Source organism: Brevundimonas aveniformis DSM 17977, assembly GCF_000428765.1.
Taxonomy (GTDB): Bacteria; Pseudomonadota; Alphaproteobacteria; order Caulobacterales; family Caulobacteraceae; genus Brevundimonas; species Brevundimonas aveniformis.
This window is the reverse complement of the sequence record NZ_AUAO01000003.1, coordinates 55,652-74,032: the sequence shown is the minus strand read 5'-3', so window position 1 is coordinate 74,032 and position 18,381 is coordinate 55,652. Positions and strand designations below refer to the sequence as shown.

Below are 18,381 nucleotides of genomic sequence, written 5' to 3'. Positions count from 1 at the left end.
CTCCCATGTTCGGAGACACTGAACGCCGTTTTGCCGTGGATGCCAAGCTGACGGAGGCTGACGGACCTATTCGGCCCAGGACGGCTTGCGCTTGTCGAGGAAGGCGCGCACGCCCTCCTGCCCCTCGGGCGAGACACGGGCGCGAGCGATCCGTTTGGCCGTTTCAACCATCAGCCCGTGGTCGATCTCTTCACCGGCCACATCATGGACCAGCCGCTTGGCGTCGCCGACCGCGCCCGGTGCCGTCGCCTTCATGGTCGTGGCCAGGCGTTCGACATAGGCATCAATGTCATCCGACGAGGCCAGCACCTCTGACACCAGACCGAACTGAAGGGCCTGTTCCGCCGTGAACAGCTCGCCCGTCGCAAACAGGGCGCGCGCCGTTCGCGGCCCCACCGCCTCGACGACATAGGGAGCGATGGTCGCCGGGATCAGACCCAGCTTGACCTCCGAGAAGGCGAACTTGGCGTTCGCCACCGCCACGGCCCGATCACAGGCGGCGACCAGACCGGCCCCTCCCCCCATCGCCGCGCCCTCAACCAGCGCCACCGTCAGGGCCGGAATATCCCTGAGCGCCTTGAGCATCTCGGCCAGATTCATGGCGTCGTCGCGGTTGTCGCTCTCGGACCAGTCCGCCGCCGAGCGCATCCAGCCCAGGTCAGCCCCGGCGCAAAAGGTACCGCCCGCCCCGCGCACAAAGACGGCCCGGACATGATCCGCGCCGTGCAGGGATTCAAACGCCTCTCGCAGCGCCGCAATCGTGGCGGCGTCAAAGGCGTTCTTCTTGTCTGGGCGATTGATGGTGATGAAGACCATGCCGTCGGACGTCGCGTCGATCCGCGCCAGCCCGTCATCCGCGTCGGGGGCCGGATTGGCCAGCATCGGATGGGCGATGGCATTCATCTCGACGGCCTCCGCGTCGGTGATGTCGGGCGCGTTCAGATCGGCTTCGGTCGGGGTCTTGGCCATGGAGTTCTCCTGTCGTCACGACCTATAACGCGCCAACCGCCGAACCGAAACGAAAGCCGTTCGATGCAGACCACCGCCAGCGACCGTATCCGCCGCATGACTGTGGCCGGCGTCTATCCGCTCTACGTCGCCAAGGCCGAAAAGAAGGGCCGGACCCAAGCCGAAGTCGATCAGATCATCCTGTGGCTGACCGGCTATTCCGCCGACCAGTTCCAGGCCCAGCTCGACGCCCAGACGACCTTCGAGGCCTTCTTCGACCAGGCCCCGGCCATGAACCCCAACCGGCTCCTGATCACCGGCATGATCTGCGGCCATCGCGTCGAAGAGATCGAAGACCCGCTGATGCGCGAGATCCGCCACCTCGACAAGCTGATCGACGAACTGGCGAAGGGCAAGGCGATGGAGAAGATCCTGCGGTCGCCCGCCTGATCACATCCTGAACACGCCGAACTGCGTCTCGGGGATCGGCGCATTGAGGCTGGCGCTTATCGCCAGGCCCAGCACGTCGCGGGTCTGCACCGGGTCGATCACCCCGTCATCCCACAGCCGCGCGGTGGCGAAATAGGGATTGCCCTCGTCCTCGTAGCGCTGGCGGATTGGGGCTTTGAACTCGGCTTCGGCCTCGATCGCCCAGCTTTCGCCCTTGGCTTCCATGGCGTCGCGCTTGACGGTGGCCAGCACGCTGGCGGCCTGTTCGCCGCCCATGACGCTGATCCGGCTGTTGGGCCAGGTGAACAGGAACCGGGGCGAATAGGCCCGGCCGCACATGCCATAATTGCCGGCCCCGAAACTGCCGCCGATCAAGACGGTGAACTTGGGCACCTCTGCACTGGCCACCGCCGTCACCATCTTGGCCCCATGCTTGGCAATGCCTTCGGCCTCATATTTCCCGCCGACCATGAAGCCCGAGATGTTCTGCAGGAACACCAGCGGGATCCGCCGCTTGCAGGCCAGCTCGATGAAATGCGCGCCCTTCTGGGCGCTCTCGGAGAACAGCACGCCGTTGTTGGCCAGGATCGCCACCGGCATCCCCCAGATGCGGGCGAACCCGCACACTAGGGTCGACCCATAGTCCCGCTTGAATTCCTGAAACTCAGAGCCGTCGACGATGCGGGCGATGACCTCCTTCACATCATAGGGCGCGCGCACATCGTCCGGGATGATGCCGTACAGGTCCTGCGGATCCAGCGCCGGCGGCTCCGGCTCGATCACATCCAGTTCGTTCGGCTTGACCGAGTTCAGCCCGGCCACGATCTCGCGCACGATCTGCAGGGCGTGTTCGTCGTTCTCGGCCACATGGTCGACCACGCCGGACTTGCGGCTGTGAGTCTCGGCTCCGCCCAGTTCTTCCGCCGAGATCACCTCGCCGGTCGCCGCCTTCACCAGTGGCGGACCGGCCAGGAAGATGGTGCCCTGGTTTCTGACGATCACCGTCTCGTCCGACATCGCCGGGACATAGGCGCCGCCGGCCGTGCATGACCCCATCACACAGGCGATCTGCGGGATTTCCTTGGCGCTCATGCGCGCCTGGTTGAAGAAGATGCGCCCGAAATGCTCGCGGTCCGGAAACACCTCGGCCTGGTGCGGCAGGTTCGCCCCGCCCGAATCGACCAGATAGACGCACGGCAGCCGGTTCTGTTCGGCGATCTCCTGGGCCCGCAGGTGCTTCTTCACCGTCATCGGGAAATAGGCCCCGCCCTTCACGGTCGGGTCGTTGCAGACGATCATCACCTCACGACCCGACACCCGGCCGACGCCGCAGATCATGCCGGCCCCCGGCGCCTCGTCATTGTACATGCCGCCGGCTGCCAACTGGCCGATCTCCAGGAACGGCGCGCCGGGATCCAGCAGGCGCTCCACCCGATCCCGCGGCAACAGCTTGCCGCGTCCGACGTGGCGCTCGCGGCTCGCCTCAGGGCCCCCTCGACCGGCCTGGGCGACCTTGTCGCGCAGTTCGTGGGCCAGCGCCTCATTGTGAGTCTTCAGGGCCTGAAAGGCCGGAGCGGAACGGTCGACGGAGGAGTTGAGCCTGGGCATGGATTTCCCTTTAGCGGCCAGATCGCATTCGCCAAAGCCCCCGCTTGCACACCGGCGATGCGTGACTAGGCTCACGCCATGAAACGACGTCGCAGCGACTCGAAACTTGAAGCCGATCTCTATCGGCTCTTCGAGGCTCCCGGGTCGGGGGCGAGCTGGTTCACCCTGACCGGGGGTGAAGTGCTGTTCCAGGCCGGTGACCCGGCGGATACCCTATATCTGGTTCGCTCCGGTCGCCTCGGCGTCTTCCGGCGCGAGGACGGCAAGGACACGGACTTCGTTGGGGTGGTGACCTCTGGCCAACCGGTCGGAGAAATGTCCCTGGTCGCCGGCACCGCCCACACCTCAACGGTGGTGGCCCTGCGCGACACCGAGATTCTGGCCCTGCCGCGCGACGCCTTCTTTGCCGCGGCCCGCAAAACGCCCGACATTCTGGCCGAGCTGGCCCGGCTGATGATTCTCAGATCCCGTGACAAGGGAACCGGGGCCAATGAGCCCAGCGTCTTCGGCTTTGTCGCGGTCCGGGACGCACCGATCCGGGACATCATCGAGCGCGTGGCCGAGGCGATCCTTGGCCTGGGCTTCACCGTCCAGATTATCGACCAGGCGGCTCTGCGGTCGGCCGCAGACTGGTTCGGGCGGGTCGAAGATGCCCACGACTTCGTCCTCTATGTCGCCGAACGTCAGGAAACAGCGTGGGCCACCTTGTGCGCCCGCCAGGTCGACCGCCTGTTTCTGGTCGGGGACAGCTCAGCCAGTCCCGCCGAAGCGGCCCTGCCTCGCCTCGACATCGACGAAACTCACAAGACCCGCGACCTCATTCTCCTTCGCAGGCCAGGCGACACGATCCGCGGGACGCCGAGCTGGATCGCGACCGTCGCCCCGCACCGTTGGTTCCACGTCATCGAAGGCGATGGAGCCGATGAAAGCCGCATCGCCCGACTGATCACCGGCACGTCGGTCGGTCTTGTCCTGTCGGGTGGCGGTGCGCGGGCCTATGCCCATCTCGGAGCCATCCGCGCGCTTCGCCAGGTGGGCACGCCGTTCGACTTCGTCGGCGGATCATCCATGGGGGCCGTCATGGCGGCGGGCCTGGCTCTGGAGTGGCCTCAGGCCGAACTGGAGGCCCGCATCCGGGCCGCCTTCGTCGAAGCCAGCCCACTCAGCGACATCGCCATGCCGATCATTGCCATGACGCGCGGTCGCAAGGTCGAGACTCTGCTCGAGGAGAATTTCGGCGAGACGATGATCTCGGATCTGCCGCTCCCGTACTTCTGCGTCTCGGCCAACATCACGACCAATACCTACAAGGTCCACGAAATCGGTTTGCTGCGAGACGCGCTGCGCGCCTCGATCTCCCTGCCGGGGGTCTTGCCGCCGGTGGTCAAGGATGGGGCCGTCCTGGTCGATGGTGCCGTCATGAAGAGCTTTCCCGCGGACGTCATGCGCGACCAGCACCGCGGCCCGATTGTCGGCGTCGATGTCTCGCGCGCCCGCGGCATTGACCCCAAGGCCCTCGATATCCCCCGCCCCTGGTGGCGATGGATCCTGTCGGGGGCGTGGCGTCAGGGGCCACCAATCGTGTCGATCCTGATGCGCTCGGCCACCATCGCCACGGGTGCGGAGCTGGCGGCAACACGCGCTGCCACCGACGTCCTCATCCTGCCCAAGCTCGACGGCGTCGAAATCCGCGACTGGAAGGCGTTCGAACCTGCGGTCGCGGCGGGCGAAGCGGCGGCCTATGAGGTCCTCGCAGGACTGAATGGTTCCATCACGCATCTGCGTTCCCGCGCGCTGGACCTTCAAGCCGCACCCGACGAACCGGTGCCTAAGTCGCCCGCGCCAGAACCCAAGCGACGGCGACCGCGAAAAGATGCATGACCGCCTCCCAGACAAAGACCAGATAGGCGAAGCAGATCACGGTGCCGGCCAAGCCGACCAGCGCGGCCAGCCCATCACGCTGCATCAGGGCAAAGCCCAGAACGATGATCGTCAAGGCCGGCATGACGTCACCGAACGGGATCGGTAGCGCCAGCATCACGGTCAGAAACAGACAAGCCAACCCGATCACCGACCGCATCCAGCCCACCGTCAGCCCAGTCAGTCGCGGGCGCGACAAAGCCTCGATCCTTCGGATCGGACCGATCAACCGTTTCAGGCCGGCTGCATAGCGCACCCGCGACAGGGACAGATCCAACAGCCAACGCGGCAACCACAGCTTGCGGCGCTGCAAGACGACCTCAGTCGCGATCAGGGCCAGGGGCAGGCTGAAAACCACCTTGGAGCCCGGCGGCCAGGGTAAAAGACTGATCACAGCGATGATCGTCAGCCCCGCCCCGAACGCTCGAGCTTCGAGGGCATCGATCAAAGTTGCCAACGTCAGGCGCGCCTCAGCCCTCTCGCCAAGACCCGTCAGGATCTCAGAGAAAAGACCCGGCGGCGGGCTATCCGGTGGCTCGTGGTCCATTGATCTCCGATCCTGGGGGCGTCGATGCTGTTGAGTTCAGACCTCGGATCTGAGCGCCGAAGGTGCATCAATCCTCAATCCGACGAGGTGTTCCCGATCAGGCGAGGAGAGCTCTGGCGGCCGCCCGCGCCGCCTCGGTCACCTCGCGCCCCGCCAGCATTCGAGCCAATTCCTCTTCGCGCCGATCGGCATCGAGCGTGTCGATACGGGTTCGCACGCCGGCATCCGTTTCAGATTTTGCGACCTTCAGATGGGCCCCCGCGCGTGCGGCGACCTGCGGACTGTGGGTCACAATCAGGACCTGCCCCTGCTCGGCCAGCCTGGCCAGGCGCGAACCCACGGCGTCCGCGACCGCTCCGCCGACGCCTTGGTCGACCTCGTCGAAGATCATCACGGGTTGGGCGGCATGGCCTCGACTCGCCAGCGATGCCTTCAGGGCCAGGGCAAAGCGCGCCAGTTCGCCGCCAGACGCGATCGCCGCCAGCCCGCCCCACGGCGCACCCGGGTTGGTCTGGACTTCGAAGACAATGCGATCACGCCCTTCCGGCCCGGCCCGCTCCCAATCAAGCGCCTCAAGGCCGACGCGGAAACGCGCCTTGTCCAGCTTGAGCGGACCAAGTTCCGCCATCACCGCCTCGGCCAGACGGTCACCGACGGATCGTCGCGCCAGGCTGAGCGAATCCGCAACCTGGCGGTAGGCCACATCCGTTTCTGTGGCGCGCGCCTCGGCCTGTTTAAGGGCCTCGGCACCATCCTCAATCAGATCAAGCGACCGTCTGATCCGGGCCCGCTCGTCAGGCAGAAGCTCTACCGCCACATTCAATCGTCGCGCCACGGCGCGCAGGGCAAAAAGCCGTTCCTCGGCCCGGTCCAGACGCCCCGGCTCAAACTCAAAGGCGATCGCCGCCTCATCCAGGGCGTCCAGGGCCTCCTGGGCTTCCGTCAGGGTGCGGTCGATCCCCTCCGCCGCGCGGGTCAGCCTCTGAACGACGGCATTGTTGTCTTCGGCCCCCGCCTGCAAGGCACGTTGTCGGGCCCGCTCAACGGCCCGATAGGCTGAGGCCAGCCGGTTCGACAGCGTATCGGCCCCGATGGCTTGCCGGGCATCATCCAGATCGGCCAGGGCCTTCTCAGCCGCCCCGAGGATCGCCCGCTCCCCGGCGAGTTCAGCCTCTTCTCCGGCCCTCGGGTCCAGCCGGTCCAGTTCGGCCAGATCGGCAGCAAGGCCCTCGGCCTGATCGGCTGCCGTGGCTGCAGCGGCGCGCATGGCCGCGAGTTCGGACGTCGCCTCGGTTCGAGCCTTCCAGGCGGCCTGCACCCGGCCCAGCAAATCCGACAGATCACCCCAATCATCCAGCAGGCCACGATGAGTCCTGGGATCCAGAAGGCCGACCGTCTCGTGCTGGCCATGGACCTCGATCAGCTGCTCCCCCACCCCTCTCAGGGCGGCAATCGACACCGGCTGGTCGTTGATGAAGGCCCGGCTTCGCCCGTCGGCACCTTGCTGACGGCGCAGGATCAGGTCCTCTCCGGGTTCCGCATTGATCCCGGCCTCCGCCAGGTCACGCCAGAGCGGATGGTCCGTCGACGGCGCGAAAACAGCAATGGCGGTCCCCTGACTGGCTCCACCGCGAACGAGGCCGGCATCGGCGCGCGCGCCCGTCGCCAGGCCCAGGGCGTCCAGAATGATGGACTTCCCGGCCCCGGTTTCACCCGTCAGAACCGTCAGACCCGGCCCAAAGCTCAGGTCCAGCGTCTCAACGAGGACGATGTCACGAATGGACAGGCCGGTCAGCATGACCTGCTTGTAGAGGATTCGAGGCCGGTTCGTCTCAGCCCGGAATCAGACGCTGCAGCCAACCTTCTTCCTGCGGCTCCTGATCCAGCTGGCCACCCTGGTTGCGAACAAGAACATAGGCCTCTGAGTACCAGCGGCTACCGGGGAAATTGTGCCCCAGAACAGCGGCGTTGCGCTCGGCTTCCTCGGTCAGGCCCAACGTCACATAGGCCTCAACCAGGCGATACAGCGCCTCGGGCGTGTGCGAGGTGGTCTGATACATCTCGACCACGCGGCGGAAGCGGCCGACCGCCGCCAGCGGCTGGTCGCGGCGCAGATACCAGCGCCCGATCTCCATCTCCTTGCCCGCAAGCTGGTCGTTGACCATGTCGATCTTGACCCGGGCGTCCGTCGCATACTGGGTGCCGGGGAAACGCCGCATCACATCCGTCAGGGCATTCAGCGCCTGACCGGCCGCAGCCTGATCGCGACCCACATCGACAATCTGCTCGAAGTAGCAGATCCCCTTCATGTAATAGGCATAGGAAACCTGCGGGCTGCCCGGATAGAGCTGGATGTAGCGATCCGCCGCCGCAATGGCGTCCTCGTAGTTCTGGCGCTGATACTGGGCATAGACCTGCATCAGGATCGCGCGACGTGACCACGGCGAATAGGGGTGCTGGCGCTCCACCTCCTGGAAGAACTGGACCGCCTCCTGGAAGCGACGCTGATCCAGCCTCTGCAAGCCAACAGAATACAGGACCTCGACCGGACGCTCTTCATACTGAAGGCGCGGCTGACGCCCGCGCGCGCCGACACAACCCGACAGAACGATGGACGCGACACAAACCGCAACGACGGCGGCGACCTGGCGACGAATGGAAGCTGACTGCACCGATTGACCTTTCGAACGCCCCGACGGGTTCGGACTCTGTGACCGGGCTTCTACACGAGGCAGATAGTTGCGCCAAGAACGCCCGTTCGGGGTGGAACCCAACGCCTACCGCATATAGAAGCCGCGCCACAAGGCGGGCCCTATGGGGCGAAAGGATGACGCGATGAAACTGCTGGCCGGCAACTCGAACCCTCCCCTGGCCAGGGCCATCGCCGAAGAGTTGGCGGCCCCGCTGACGAAAACCCAGGTCAAGCGGTTTGCTGACAACGAGGTCTTCGCCGTCATCGAGGAAAACGTCCGCGGCGAGGACGTCTTCATCATTCAGTCGACCAGCTATCCGGCTAACGACAACCTGATGGAGCTGTTGATCATGACGGACGCCCTGGTCCGGGCCTCGGCCAGACGGATCACGGCTGTCGTCCCCTATTTCGGCTACGCCCGCCAGGATCGGAAGACGGGTGGCCGCACCCCCATTTCGGCCAAGCTGGTCGCCAACCTCATTACCCGGGCGGGAGCCGACCGTGTTTTGACGATGGATCTGCACGCCGGGCAGATCCAGGGCTTCTTCGACATTCCCACCGATAACCTGCTGCCGGCTCCCTTGCTGGCCCAGGACATCAAGGAACAGCGCGGCGGCAAGGCCGCGTCCGACCTGGTCATCGTCTCTCCCGACGTCGGCGGCGTGGTCCGGGCGCGGGCTCTGGCCAGCCGTCTGAATGCCGATCTGGCCATCGTGGATAAGCGCCGCTCGGCTCCGGGCAAGAGCGAAGTCATGAACATCATCGGTGACGTCAGCGGTCGCCGCTGCATCCTGTTTGACGATATCGTCGATTCCGCCGGAACCCTCTGCAACGCTGCCCAGGCCCTGTCAGAGCAAGGGGCCGTCGAGGTCGCTGCCTATGTCAGCCATGGCGTGCTTTCCGGTCCGGCCGTCAATCGCGTGGAGGATTCGGTCCTCAGCGAGATGGTCGTCACCGATTCCATCGCCCTGTCAGACGAGGCCCTGGCCTGCAAAAAGATCCGCACGGTGTCGATCGCGCCGCTGATCGGCGAGGCAATCCGCCGCATCGCCAATGAGGAATCCGTGTCGAAACTGTTCGATTAGTCGGATTAACCATCGAACAAGGCTTTGCATCGCGTTATGGTCTGAGGCGGCATCCAACTTGCAGACTGTCGCCAGTCAGTTCGATCCGAGGATACAGCCCATGAGTGCCTTCATCCGCCGTACCGGCCTTATCGGTGCCTTGAGCCTCAGCCTTGGGGTTGCCGCCTGTCAAACGCCGGAGGCTCCGCCGCCGCCGCCGCCGCCGCCCATGCCGGATCTGGCCCTTAACTCGGGCGTCGCCGAAGCCGCCGCCGTCTATCTGTCCTATATTGGCACGTCCTCCAGCCTGTCATCGAGCTTTTCGGACGGTGGCCAGGTCCGCCAGTCGATGCTGAGCGCCGCGGCCTATGAGCCGGTCCAGCTTTCGCGCGGCATGGTCGCCTATGCCGCGATCGTCGCTCTACAATCCCCGGAATTCGTCAATGGCGTCCGCAGCCTGGCGGCGGATCCGGCCAATCGTGACACCCTGTTCCGCCAGATTGTGGCTGACCCGGCCTATGCGGCCCAGCTTCCCGGTGCGCGTCAGGCTGCCGGCCTGATCGCATCGCAGATCCAGGGAACCGGAAACTCGATGTATGCGGCCGGTGCCGCCATCAAACAGACGGCCTACGACATCCAGCGCCAACGCTGGTCGGCCCAGCATGTCACTGACCGTGAAGCTCGCCTGGAACAGGTTCGAGTTCTGGGCACTATCCCGCTGAACCCCGACTATACGTCGTCTGCGACCCTTCAACAGGCTGGCCTCAGCGGACATGGCCTGTCACTAGCCCCGGCAGAGGCGACACCACCCTACACCCAGGCCGTGGTACGCGGTCTGGCCCTGGCGGCCCTGGCGGCCCTTGGCCAGGCGGGCGAAAACAACAGGCCCCTGACCGAAAGCCTGCTGAATGAGCCGGTCAGCGCCGACTGCATGAACTTCACCCGCCTGATGATCCTTCAGTGTCTGGCCGCGTCGCGCCCCCACTACGAGGAGATCTTCTGTCTGGGCCAGCACCTGATGATGGACACCGCCCAGTGCATCATCGATTCGGGGGGCTCCTACACGCTGAGCCCCGTTGCCGCGACGGCCCTGATGGCGTCGGGCCAACCGACGCTGGAGCCCGCCGGCTCCACCACAGAAGGGGTTTCGAGCGAGGCTCAGTCCCCCAACTAGACGAGGCCGCGGGGCGGCGTGATTCCACCGCCGGCCCTGTTGCGCCTGTCGAACGAAGCGTGTAATGACGCCCGCTCTTGAATTCACGGGTCGAAGACCCCCGCCGCGCACGTCCCGCGCGGCGGTTTCGTTTTGAAGGCAGCCTCATGGCCGAGATTATTCTGAACGTTGAAGTCCGCGACGGCGTGGGCACCGGTGGTGCTCGTCAGGCCCGCCGCGAAGGCAAGGTGCCCGGTATCCTGTACGGCGGCGACAAGGGCCCGGTGGCCATCTCCGTCGAGGAGCGTCCGTTCCGCAAGTCGCTGTACACCGGCAAGCTGCTCGGTCACCTGGTGACCCTGAAGTACGGCAAGGAAACCCAGCCGGTCATCGCCAAGGACATTCAGTTCGACCCGGTCACTGACCGTCCGCTGCACTTCGACCTGATGCGCGTCGACGAGCACGCCCCGGTCAAGATCTCGATCCCGGTCCACTTCAAAAACCAGGACGAGTGCGAAGCCTTCCGTCAGGGTGGTGCGCTCGAAATCGTGCGTCACGACGTTGAGATCATGGTCCGCGCCGACCAGATCCCGGAAGAGTTGGTCGTCGACCTCAAGAACCACAAGCTGGGCGACACCATCCGTGTCTCGGAAATCAAGCTGCCTGAGGGCGCTCACCCCACCATTACCGACCGTGACTTCGTGATCGCCTCGATCAAGGTGTCGTCGGCTGCCATGTCCGAAGCCGCTGACGAAGCCGCTGACGCCGCGGCTGAAGAAGCTGCCACCGAAGCTCACGCCGAGGAAGTGGCCGAAGAAGCGACCGAAGAGTCTTCCGAAGGCTGATCCCCTTAAGGGTCTGGATTTTTGCGGCCTCGCCCGGCACACGGGCGGGGCCGTTTCCTTTTGTGGCCCCAGATTCGAGAACAGCCATGCTGATCATCGCCGGCCTGGGTAATCCGGGCCCAAAGTACCAGAACAACCGCCACAACATCGGATTCATGGCCGTTGATGCCATCGCCGATGAATGGAACTTCGGTCCCGAAAGGGCGATCTTTCAGGCCAAGGTGCGGGCGGGCGAAATCCCGACGCCGAATGGCCCGGTTAAGGCCCTGGCGATCAAGCCTCAGACCTACATGAACGAAAGCGGACGCGCCGTCGGCGAGGCGATGCGCTTCTACAAGTCAACGCCCGCGGACATCGTTGCGTTCTATGACGAACTGGACCTGGCTGAAGGCCGCTTCCGCATGAAGACGGGCGGCGGAGCAGCGGGCCACAACGGCGTGCGCTCACTGATGGCGCATGTCGGCCCTGATTTTCGTCGAGCCCGCATGGGCATCGGCCATCCCGGTCAGCGCGAACTGGTCATGCCCTATGTGCTGGGCGACTTCTACAAGGTCGAGCTGACCTGGCGCGATCCGTTGCTGCGCGCCTGCGCCGAGGCCCTGCCCTTCGCCGCCGCGGGGGACGACGAACGCTATCAAGCCGAGGTCATGCGCCTGGCCCCCTCCCCCAAGGCCGATCCACGCAAGGCCAGTCGAGACGACTGAGCGATCCCGTCCGCTCGTTGTCGGTACATTCACAAAGCCGAAGGTTGTTGGCCCTTATTGTGCAATGCGCTTCGCATACATTGTCGGAGTCCATCTTCGTGTCCCACAACCGCACCGATCTCGAGGCCACGGTCGTCTCCGCCGCGGAACTCTCGCCGGAGGATGTTTCAAACTGGAACGCCATCCGCGCCGATGAGCCGGTTCTGCTCAGCCCTCTTTTCGGGCCTGGCTTTGCCCAGGCTGTCGCGCGCTTCCGTAGCGATGCGCATGTGGCCATCTATCGCCGCGACGGGCGCGCGATCGGCTATCTGGCGCACCACAGGCGCCCAGGCGGTCTAGGCCGGCCCATCGGGGCACCGTTTGCCGACTATCATGCCATGGTCACCCGCCAGGGTGATGGCCTTGACGCTCGCGCCGCCGTCGCCGGGGCTCGTCTGAAAGCCTTTCGTCACAACGGCCTGGTCGATCCCGGGAACGTCTTCTCCACATTGCCGACAGGCGATGCCGGCTATGTCATCGACCTGCAAGGTTCACCTGAGGCCTATGTCGAGGCGCTGCGCGTCCTGAGCCCCAAACGCTTCAAGAACTGGCGGCGTTTGCGTCACCGTCTCGAAGAAATCGGGCCGCTGGAGGTTCGCGCCTCCACCGTCCAGGCCGACTACGACCAACTGATGCAGTGGAAGCGCGCTCAGTTTGCCCGCACGGGCGTGCTGGACGTCCTGCGTCCCGCCTGGTCGCAGGACATGATGCAGTGGCTGTTTGAGCTCCGCCCCGCAGCCTCGGCCACAGACTTCTCTGGTCTGATGTTGACCTTCCATGCCGGCGATACCCTGATCGGTGGCCATTTTGGCGTTGCCGAGAACGGCGTCTACCATCCCTGGATTGCCTCCACGAACCCGGAACTGGCCCATGCGTCACCCGGCCAGGCCTTCCTGCATCACGCCATCCTGGCCATGCCGCAACTGGGTCTACAGGTCTATGATCTCGGCACGGGGACCGATCACTACAAGAAGCCGTTCTGCAATGTGCAACGCCCTCTGGGCGTGGGACTAAGCGGAGCGGACGGCCTGGCACTCAGTGATGCGCTCCGCACGCCGATCACCAAGATTCGTCGGCGGCTTGACCATATCGCCGCCACCGACCCTTCGTTTGGGGGGCGGGTCCATGGCGTAATCGAGACGGCTCTGGCGCTCCGCAAACGCTCGCTCATGACTGAATCTCCCTCTGCCGAGTGAACCCATGACCATCATCACCGACTGGACTGACGCCAAGGCCAAGGCCTTCACCCGGGAAACACTCTGTTTCGAGCACAGTCTGCACGAACGTCCGATGTTCGATGACGAGGGCCTGATCTCGCTGCTGGACCGCTATCCACGAGAGCACCTGGGCGTCTTCACCATGGGTCACGACCCCGAGGACTGGAGGAGCTGGCGCAACGGCTCGGCCGGCGATCTGTCCGCCGAACAGCTCCTGCGGGCGGTCATGGACGGGCGCATCTGGCTCAACCTGCGCCACACCAACGACTTCCTGCCGGACTATGCCGAACTGGAGCGAGAGATTTTCGTCGAGAAGGAGGCGCGCTCGGGCCTCAGGACCTTCAAGCGAGATCTGGGCATTCTGATTTCCTCAGCCAACGCCCAGGTTTTCTACCATCTCGACACGCCGCTGGTGTCGCTGTGGCAGCTGCGCGGCCAGAAAAAGGCCTGGGTCTATCCCGTCGAGAACACCCACGTCACACCCGAACAGCTCGAGCGCGTCATCCTGCGTGAATCGGCCGAACAGATCGCCTTTCGCCGCGACATGGACGACGGGGCCCAGGTGTTTGATCTGACGCCCGGCAAGATGGTCACCTGGCGTCAGAACGCCCCGCACCGGATCGAGAACGGCCCGATGCTGAATGTCTCGCTCAGCGTCGAGTTCATGACCATGGCGGCCGCCATGCGCGCCAATGTCATCTATGCCAACGGCGTGCTGAGAAAGGCCGGCATCCGGCCCCAGTTGCAGACCGTGCCCCACCCGGCAGCCCTGGCCAAGGTCGGCTTCGCTCGCGTCGCCAAGGCGGCGGGCCTGGTCAAGCAATTCGAGAGGCAACTTCCCTCAACCTTCGACCTCCGCGAAGGCGTGCCGACCTAGTTAGACGCCTCGCTGGCTGCGTTTGCGTCGGGTTCGACGGGACGACAGCCGGTCGAGGATGGCTGTTCACATGGGCACGCCGTCCGCGCTATAGGCGCTGCCATGACCACCACTACTGAATCCCCCCGCTACACCATCGATGGCCGCACCGGCCCGTGGGAACTTGTCATGGGTCTGGAGATCCATGCCCAGGTCGCCTCTGAATCCAAGCTGTTCTCCGGCGCGGCGGTTGGCTTCGGCGCGGGGCCGAACGAGCAGGTGTCGCTGGTCGATGCGGGCTTTCCCGGCATGTTGCCGACCCTGAACCGCTGGTGCGTCGAACAGGCGGTCAAGTCGGGCCTGGGGCTCAAGGCGAAAATCAACACTTTCAGCCAGTTCGACCGGAAGAACTATTTCTATCCCGACCTGCCCACCGGCTATCAGATCAGCCAGCTTTACCACCCCATCGTCGGCGAGGGCGTGGTCGAGGTCGAGCGCGATGACGGCTCCTTCTTCAACGTCGGCATCGAGCGCCTGCACCTGGAACAGGACGCCGGCAAGCTGATCCACGACCTGTCGCCGACCGAGAGCTATGTCGATCTGAACCGCGCGGGCACCGCCCTGATGGAGATCGTCTCGCGGCCCCACATCCGCACGCCCGATGAGGCGGTCGCCTACGTCAAGAAGATCCGCATGATCCTCATGTATCTGGGTGCCTGCGACGGCGACATGGAGAAGGGCAATCTGCGCGCCGACGTCAACGTCTCGGTCTGCCGCCCCGGTGACTATGAGCGGTTCATGGAGACGGGCGACTTCGGCCATCTGGGCACGCGCTGCGAGATCAAGAACGTCAACTCGTTCCGCTTCATCAACCAGGCCATTCAGTACGAGGCCCGTCGCCAGATCGAGATCCTCGAGGACGGCGGCAAGATCGACCAGGAGACCCGCCTGTTCGATCCCGGCAAGGGCGAAACCCGCTCGATGCGCTCCAAGGAAGAGGCGCAGGACTACCGCTATTTCCCCGACCCCGATCTCCTGCCGCTACGGCTCGAACAGGCCTGGATCGACGAGATTCGCGCCTCCCTGCCCGAACTGCCGGACGACAAGCGCCGGCGTTTCATGAGCCAGTACGGCCTGTCTCAGTACGACGCCGGCGTCCTGATCTCGGACCAGGCCAAGGCCGCCTATTTCGAACAGGCCGCTGAGGGCCGCGACGCCAAGCTGGTGGCCAACTGGGTGACCAACGAAGTCTCCGCCCGCCTGACCGCCGACGGTCTGGAGTTTGACGCCAACCCCCTGCCCGCCGCCCATGTGGCCGAGCTGGTGCGCCTGATCGAAGAGGGCGTCATCTCCTCCAAAATCGCCAAGGAGGTGTTCGACTATGTCTGGACCGGTGAGGGCAGCCCATTCGAGGTCGTCGAGGCCCGTGGCCTTAAACAGGTCACCGACACCGGTGCCATCGAGGCCGCCATCGACGAAATCATCGCCGCCAATCCCGACAAGGCCGAGGCGGTGAAAGACAAGCCCCAGGCGCTCGGCTGGTTCGTCGGCCAGGTGATGAAGGCCACCGGTGGCAAGGCCAACCCCGCTGCGGTCAATGACATCCTGAAGGCGAAGCTGGGGGTTTAGGGCGCGTCAACCGCCGCCGCCGTCTGACACCCCGGTGCATCGTCATAGGCGGTGCCCTCCAGGCTCGGCGTCTGCTGCATCAGCTCATCGACATAGGCCTGGAACCGCGCCGAGAACCAGGTCCGCCGGATGGCGAACCACTGGCGCACGCCGGGATAGCGCGTCGTCTCCTGGAGCAGGCCGTGGAATCCTGCCCAGGTGTCGGCGTCCATCGCGCCGCGATCGGCCAGCCTGTGCATTTCCTGAAGCTGAAGATAGGTCGACATATAAAATGCGCTGAACCTCAGGCGCTCGGCGGCGTCCAGGCCCTCGAAGTCGGCCACGCCGCGCGTGTACAGACAGGCGAACTCGCGAGTGTCAGCCAACAGCTCCAGCGACCCGTGGGAATACCTCTGTATCCGGGCGTTTGCGCCCCGCAGGCTGCGTGATCGCCGATCAGCAACGTGACGTGAGGGAAGCCCCTCATGTCCGGCTTTGGCAGCGGATCGCGTTCCTCCCACTGACACCAGTTTTTCCGGGGATGCACCGACATGAAAAGATCCATCAATAGCGGCCTTGGCCTCTTCGTTCTGACGGCCCTGGTGCCCGGCGTGGCGGCGGCCCAGAACGCGCCGGCCTTGCGGCTCTTCGACGACACGGGCTTCTCGGGCGGGTCCGTGCGCATCGACCGCGGCGTCGAGAATCTCGAGAGCCTGCGCTTCAATGACGATGCCCGCAGCCTGATCGCTGAGGGCCGGTGGGAGATCTGCCTGGACGCCGGCTTCTCCGGCGGTTGCCGCGTGGTTCAGGGCCGGGTCAGCGACATGGGCGACTGGAACGGCAGCGTTTCGTCAGTCCGCTACCTCGGGCCAGGCGACTGGGGCTCGGGCGCGGATACGGCGTCGACCAGCACCGGCCCGGCCCTGAGCGGCGGGGCAGCCGCCGGCGGCCAGACACCGACCGGGACAACCTATCGCGTCGACTACAGGCCCGAGATGATCGGGCGGCGCTATGACACCGACTTCGGCGTGATGACGATCGACCGCTATGACCGCGACGGGGCCTCGGGGCGCTATCAGGGCGCGGCCGCCGACGGCTCGGATTCCGGAACCTTCGACGGCCTCGTGCGGCCCGCCGATCACGCGGCGGACGGCTATGACACGCTGGAGGGCTACTGGTATCAGTCCCACGCCTCGCAACGCTGCGCCAGCGCCCGCAACGGGACCTATTATTGGGGCCGGGTTCAGTTGAACTTCCCGATCGAGAGCAACGAATTCATCGGCTTCTTCAGCCATTGCGACGGCACGCCGCTGGACCGCTGGAACGGGACCTATGAAGGCCGCGACCCGGTCATCGCCGCCGCCGTGGACGCCCAGACCGCCGGACAGCCCGGCGCGCCCATCAGCCGACAGGGTGCCGACACCGGCGTCCGCCAGCCCGGCGGCGTCGATGCCGAGGGTCGCCCCTTGCCCGGCGTGGTCGAACGCGCCGCCGACGTCGCCGCCGATGAGGTCGAGCGCCAGGTTCACGACCGCATCCGCGAGGGCATCGGCCGCATCTTCTAGGCTTGCGGGGGGTGCCCGCCCCCTATCCCCAACCCGCTGAACCGGAGCACGTCCCGACCATGAAAGCCACACGCCCCACCCCGCTCGCCGTCGCCCCGCTGCTGCTGATGCTCGCCGCCTGCGGCGGTCAGGGCCCGTCGGCCCGGTCTGACGCCGACACCCCGACCGCCGGCCCCGTCGAGGCCGCCGCCTCCGGCATCGTCGAGGAGGTTCGCTCAGCCGCCGCCGGCCGGCCGATCCCGCGCGAGGGCCTGCCCGACTACGTCGAGACCTATGCCAATGGTCGCTACCTGACCTCGATGACCCTGAACAATGACGTCAGAACGGGCGGCATGCTGATGTATGCGGCCCCCGCCTCCGCCGCCGAACTCGTCGCCTTTCACCGCGCCGCCATGGAGCGCCACGGCATGACGCCCGGCGAGGCCACGAGCCGCCCGGTGCGCGACAATGTCGAAACCAGCTTCGAAGGCCGAACCGCCGACGGCCGTTCCAGCCTGACCGTCATCATCATCGACAAGTCCGAACCCGACACCATCGTCCAGATGACCTACACCGACGAGCGGTAGCCTCGATCGCGCCGCCGCCCGCCGACGTCACCCCATTCTCCCGCACCTGGGTCATCGCGCCGGTCAGGTCATGGACATACTGGGCATAATAACCGTCCGGCCAGGTGATCCGCGTCAGGTTCGACGCCGCATCCCACTGAAAATAGACCCCGACCCCCAGATGCTCCTCCGCCGTCATCCGGCCCAGCGCATCAAAGGTCCGGTACAGCCCATAACCCCCCGTCCCCACCGACACCGCCGCCGTCTGGGACCCCAGCAGATCATACTGCCGCATCTGATCCAGCATCCCCGCCGGCGTCGCCACATAGGTCAACCGACCCAGGGCGTCGTAAGTGTAGCTGAAGGTCTGATTGTCCCGCGTGCGCGTCGCACTCATCAGCCCGTAGGCGTCATAGCTGATCTGCTCATAGTCGGTGCTCGACGACCCGGAGCCCGTGGCATTGGGATAATACATCCGCCACGGTCGGCTGAACCCGTCATAGGTCCAGGTGGTCAGATGACCCTCCCCATCCGTCAGGGTCGCGACCTGGCCGTTCACGGCATAGGTCAGGCTCTGGCTCACGGCATCTGCCGTGCCATAGCCGGACGTCACCGAGGCG

At 65.4% G+C, this 18,381-nt stretch carries 18 protein-coding genes; 11 read left to right on the top strand and 7 right to left on the bottom strand.

What is annotated here, in order from left to right; genetic code table 11:
* Positions 1–66 precede the first annotated feature (66 nt).
* The gene (locus G391_RS0108795) at positions 67–969 is read right to left on the bottom strand and encodes an enoyl-CoA hydratase-related protein (RefSeq protein WP_029087188.1); all 903 of its coding nucleotides are present in this window, start codon (positions 967–969) and stop codon (positions 67–69) included.
* Positions 970–1,032: 63 nt separating this feature from the next.
* On the opposite strand from G391_RS0108795, the gene G391_RS0108790 reads away from it, so the two are divergent.
* The gene (locus G391_RS0108790) at positions 1,033–1,398 is read left to right on the top strand and encodes a DUF2200 family protein (RefSeq protein ID WP_029087187.1); all 366 of its coding nucleotides are present in this window, start codon (positions 1,033–1,035) and stop codon (positions 1,396–1,398) included.
* On the opposite strand, the gene G391_RS0108785 is transcribed toward G391_RS0108790, so the two are convergent.
* Positions 1,399–3,006: a carboxyl transferase domain-containing protein gene (locus tag G391_RS0108785; protein ID WP_029087186.1), complete on the bottom strand. Its 1,608-nt coding sequence runs from the start codon at positions 3,004–3,006 to the stop codon at positions 1,399–1,401.
* A 78-nt stretch (positions 3,007–3,084) separates the two neighbouring features.
* Between G391_RS0108785 and G391_RS14400 the strand changes: the two genes are divergently transcribed.
* On the top strand, positions 3,085–4,887 hold the full coding sequence (locus G391_RS14400) for a patatin-like phospholipase family protein (protein WP_051257263.1): 1,803 nt from the start codon (positions 3,085–3,087) through the stop codon (positions 4,885–4,887).
* Here G391_RS14400 and G391_RS14395 read toward each other — a convergent pair.
* The 3 genes from G391_RS14395 to G391_RS0108765 form a co-directional block, all read right to left on the bottom strand.
* Positions 4,835–5,473 (bottom strand): exopolysaccharide biosynthesis protein, encoded by a 639-nt coding sequence (locus G391_RS14395; protein ID WP_051257262.1) that lies wholly within the window; start codon positions 5,471–5,473, stop codon positions 4,835–4,837. The two genes, G391_RS14400 and G391_RS14395, sit on opposite strands and share 53 nt — an antisense overlap.
* Positions 5,474–5,570: 97 nt before the next feature.
* The gene (gene recN, locus G391_RS0108770) at positions 5,571–7,271 is read right to left on the bottom strand and encodes a DNA repair protein RecN (protein ID WP_029087185.1); all 1,701 of its coding nucleotides are present in this window, start codon (positions 7,269–7,271) and stop codon (positions 5,571–5,573) included.
* A 34-nt stretch (positions 7,272–7,305) separates the two neighbouring features.
* Positions 7,306–8,145 carry an outer membrane protein assembly factor BamD gene (locus tag G391_RS0108765; protein ID WP_051257261.1) on the bottom strand — a complete coding sequence of 280 codons (840 nt, stop codon included), beginning with the start codon at positions 8,143–8,145 and terminating at the stop codon, positions 7,306–7,308.
* A gap of 163 nt (positions 8,146–8,308) precedes the next feature.
* On the opposite strand from G391_RS0108765, the gene G391_RS0108760 reads away from it, so the two are divergent.
* The 7 genes from G391_RS0108760 (at position 8,309) to gatB (ending at position 15,672) form a co-directional block, all read left to right on the top strand.
* Complete coding sequence (locus tag G391_RS0108760) at positions 8,309–9,250, top strand: ribose-phosphate pyrophosphokinase (RefSeq protein ID WP_029087183.1); 942 nt, start codon at positions 8,309–8,311, stop codon at positions 9,248–9,250.
* A gap of 100 nt (positions 9,251–9,350) precedes the next feature.
* Positions 9,351–10,403 carry a hypothetical protein gene (locus tag G391_RS14390; protein WP_051257260.1) on the top strand — a complete coding sequence of 351 codons (1,053 nt, stop codon included), beginning with the start codon at positions 9,351–9,353 and terminating at the stop codon, positions 10,401–10,403.
* Between the two features lie 146 nt (positions 10,404–10,549).
* On the top strand, positions 10,550–11,227 hold the full coding sequence (locus G391_RS14385) for a 50S ribosomal protein L25/general stress protein Ctc (protein WP_051257321.1): 678 nt from the start codon (positions 10,550–10,552) through the stop codon (positions 11,225–11,227).
* 86 nt (positions 11,228–11,313) lie between these two features.
* On the top strand, positions 11,314–11,931 hold the full coding sequence (pth, locus tag G391_RS0108745) for an aminoacyl-tRNA hydrolase (protein WP_029087182.1): 618 nt from the start codon (positions 11,314–11,316) through the stop codon (positions 11,929–11,931).
* 98 nt (positions 11,932–12,029) lie between these two features.
* The gene (locus G391_RS14380; RefSeq protein WP_156893908.1) at positions 12,030–13,166 is read left to right on the top strand and encodes a GNAT family N-acetyltransferase; all 1,137 of its coding nucleotides are present in this window, start codon (positions 12,030–12,032) and stop codon (positions 13,164–13,166) included.
* 4 nt (positions 13,167–13,170) lie between these two features.
* Positions 13,171–14,064, top strand: a complete 894-nt coding sequence (locus G391_RS0108735; protein WP_029087181.1) for a hypothetical protein — start codon at positions 13,171–13,173, stop codon at positions 14,062–14,064.
* Between the two features lie 102 nt (positions 14,065–14,166).
* Positions 14,167–15,672 (top strand): Asp-tRNA(Asn)/Glu-tRNA(Gln) amidotransferase subunit GatB, encoded by a 1,506-nt coding sequence (gene gatB / locus G391_RS0108730; protein WP_029087180.1) that lies wholly within the window; start codon positions 14,167–14,169, stop codon positions 15,670–15,672.
* Here the strand turns inward: gatB and G391_RS0108725 are convergent.
* Positions 15,669–16,037 (bottom strand): hypothetical protein, encoded by a 369-nt coding sequence (locus G391_RS0108725; protein ID WP_029087179.1) that lies wholly within the window; start codon positions 16,035–16,037, stop codon positions 15,669–15,671. The two genes, gatB and G391_RS0108725, sit on opposite strands and share 4 nt — an antisense overlap.
* Positions 16,038–16,202: 165 nt before the next feature.
* Between G391_RS0108725 and G391_RS0108720 the strand changes: the two genes are divergently transcribed.
* Both G391_RS0108720 and G391_RS0108715 read left to right on the top strand, forming a co-directional pair.
* Positions 16,203–17,216 (top strand): beta/gamma crystallin-related protein, encoded by a 1,014-nt coding sequence (locus G391_RS0108720; RefSeq protein ID WP_029087178.1) that lies wholly within the window; start codon positions 16,203–16,205, stop codon positions 17,214–17,216.
* A gap of 59 nt (positions 17,217–17,275) precedes the next feature.
* Positions 17,276–17,782, top strand: coding sequence for a hypothetical protein (locus tag G391_RS0108715; RefSeq protein WP_029087177.1), 507 nt, complete (start codon positions 17,276–17,278; stop codon positions 17,780–17,782).
* Here the strand turns inward: G391_RS0108715 and G391_RS0108710 are convergent.
* Complete coding sequence (locus G391_RS0108710) at positions 17,724–18,374, bottom strand: RHS repeat domain-containing protein (RefSeq protein WP_029087176.1); 651 nt, start codon at positions 18,372–18,374, stop codon at positions 17,724–17,726. The two genes, G391_RS0108715 and G391_RS0108710, sit on opposite strands and share 59 nt — an antisense overlap.
* Positions 18,375–18,381 lie beyond the last annotated feature (7 nt).

Coding starts and splice junctions, on each gene's coding strand:
- G391_RS0108795 (WP_029087188.1), bottom strand. CDS start 969: ATGGCCAAGACCCCGACCGAAGCCGATCTGAACGCGCCCGACATCACC.
- G391_RS0108790 (WP_029087187.1), top strand. CDS start 1,033: ATGCAGACCACCGCCAGCGACCGTATCCGCCGCATGACTGTGGCCGGC.
- G391_RS0108785 (WP_029087186.1), bottom strand. CDS start 3,006: ATGCCCAGGCTCAACTCCTCCGTCGACCGTTCCGCTCCGGCCTTTCAG.
- G391_RS14400 (WP_051257263.1), top strand. CDS start 3,085: ATGAAACGACGTCGCAGCGACTCGAAACTTGAAGCCGATCTCTATCGG.
- G391_RS14395 (WP_051257262.1), bottom strand. CDS start 5,473: ATGGACCACGAGCCACCGGATAGCCCGCCGCCGGGTCTTTTCTCTGAG.
- recN (WP_029087185.1), bottom strand. CDS start 7,271: ATGCTGACCGGCCTGTCCATTCGTGACATCGTCCTCGTTGAGACGCTG.
- G391_RS0108760 (WP_029087183.1), top strand. CDS start 8,309: ATGAAACTGCTGGCCGGCAACTCGAACCCTCCCCTGGCCAGGGCCATC.
- G391_RS14390 (WP_051257260.1), top strand. CDS start 9,351: ATGAGTGCCTTCATCCGCCGTACCGGCCTTATCGGTGCCTTGAGCCTC.
- G391_RS14385 (WP_051257321.1), top strand. CDS start 10,550: ATGGCCGAGATTATTCTGAACGTTGAAGTCCGCGACGGCGTGGGCACC.
- pth (WP_029087182.1), top strand. CDS start 11,314: ATGCTGATCATCGCCGGCCTGGGTAATCCGGGCCCAAAGTACCAGAAC.
- G391_RS0108735 (WP_029087181.1), top strand. CDS start 13,171: ATGACCATCATCACCGACTGGACTGACGCCAAGGCCAAGGCCTTCACC.
- gatB (WP_029087180.1), top strand. CDS start 14,167: ATGACCACCACTACTGAATCCCCCCGCTACACCATCGATGGCCGCACC.
- G391_RS0108720 (WP_029087178.1), top strand. CDS start 16,203: ATGAAAAGATCCATCAATAGCGGCCTTGGCCTCTTCGTTCTGACGGCC.
- G391_RS0108715 (WP_029087177.1), top strand. CDS start 17,276: ATGAAAGCCACACGCCCCACCCCGCTCGCCGTCGCCCCGCTGCTGCTG.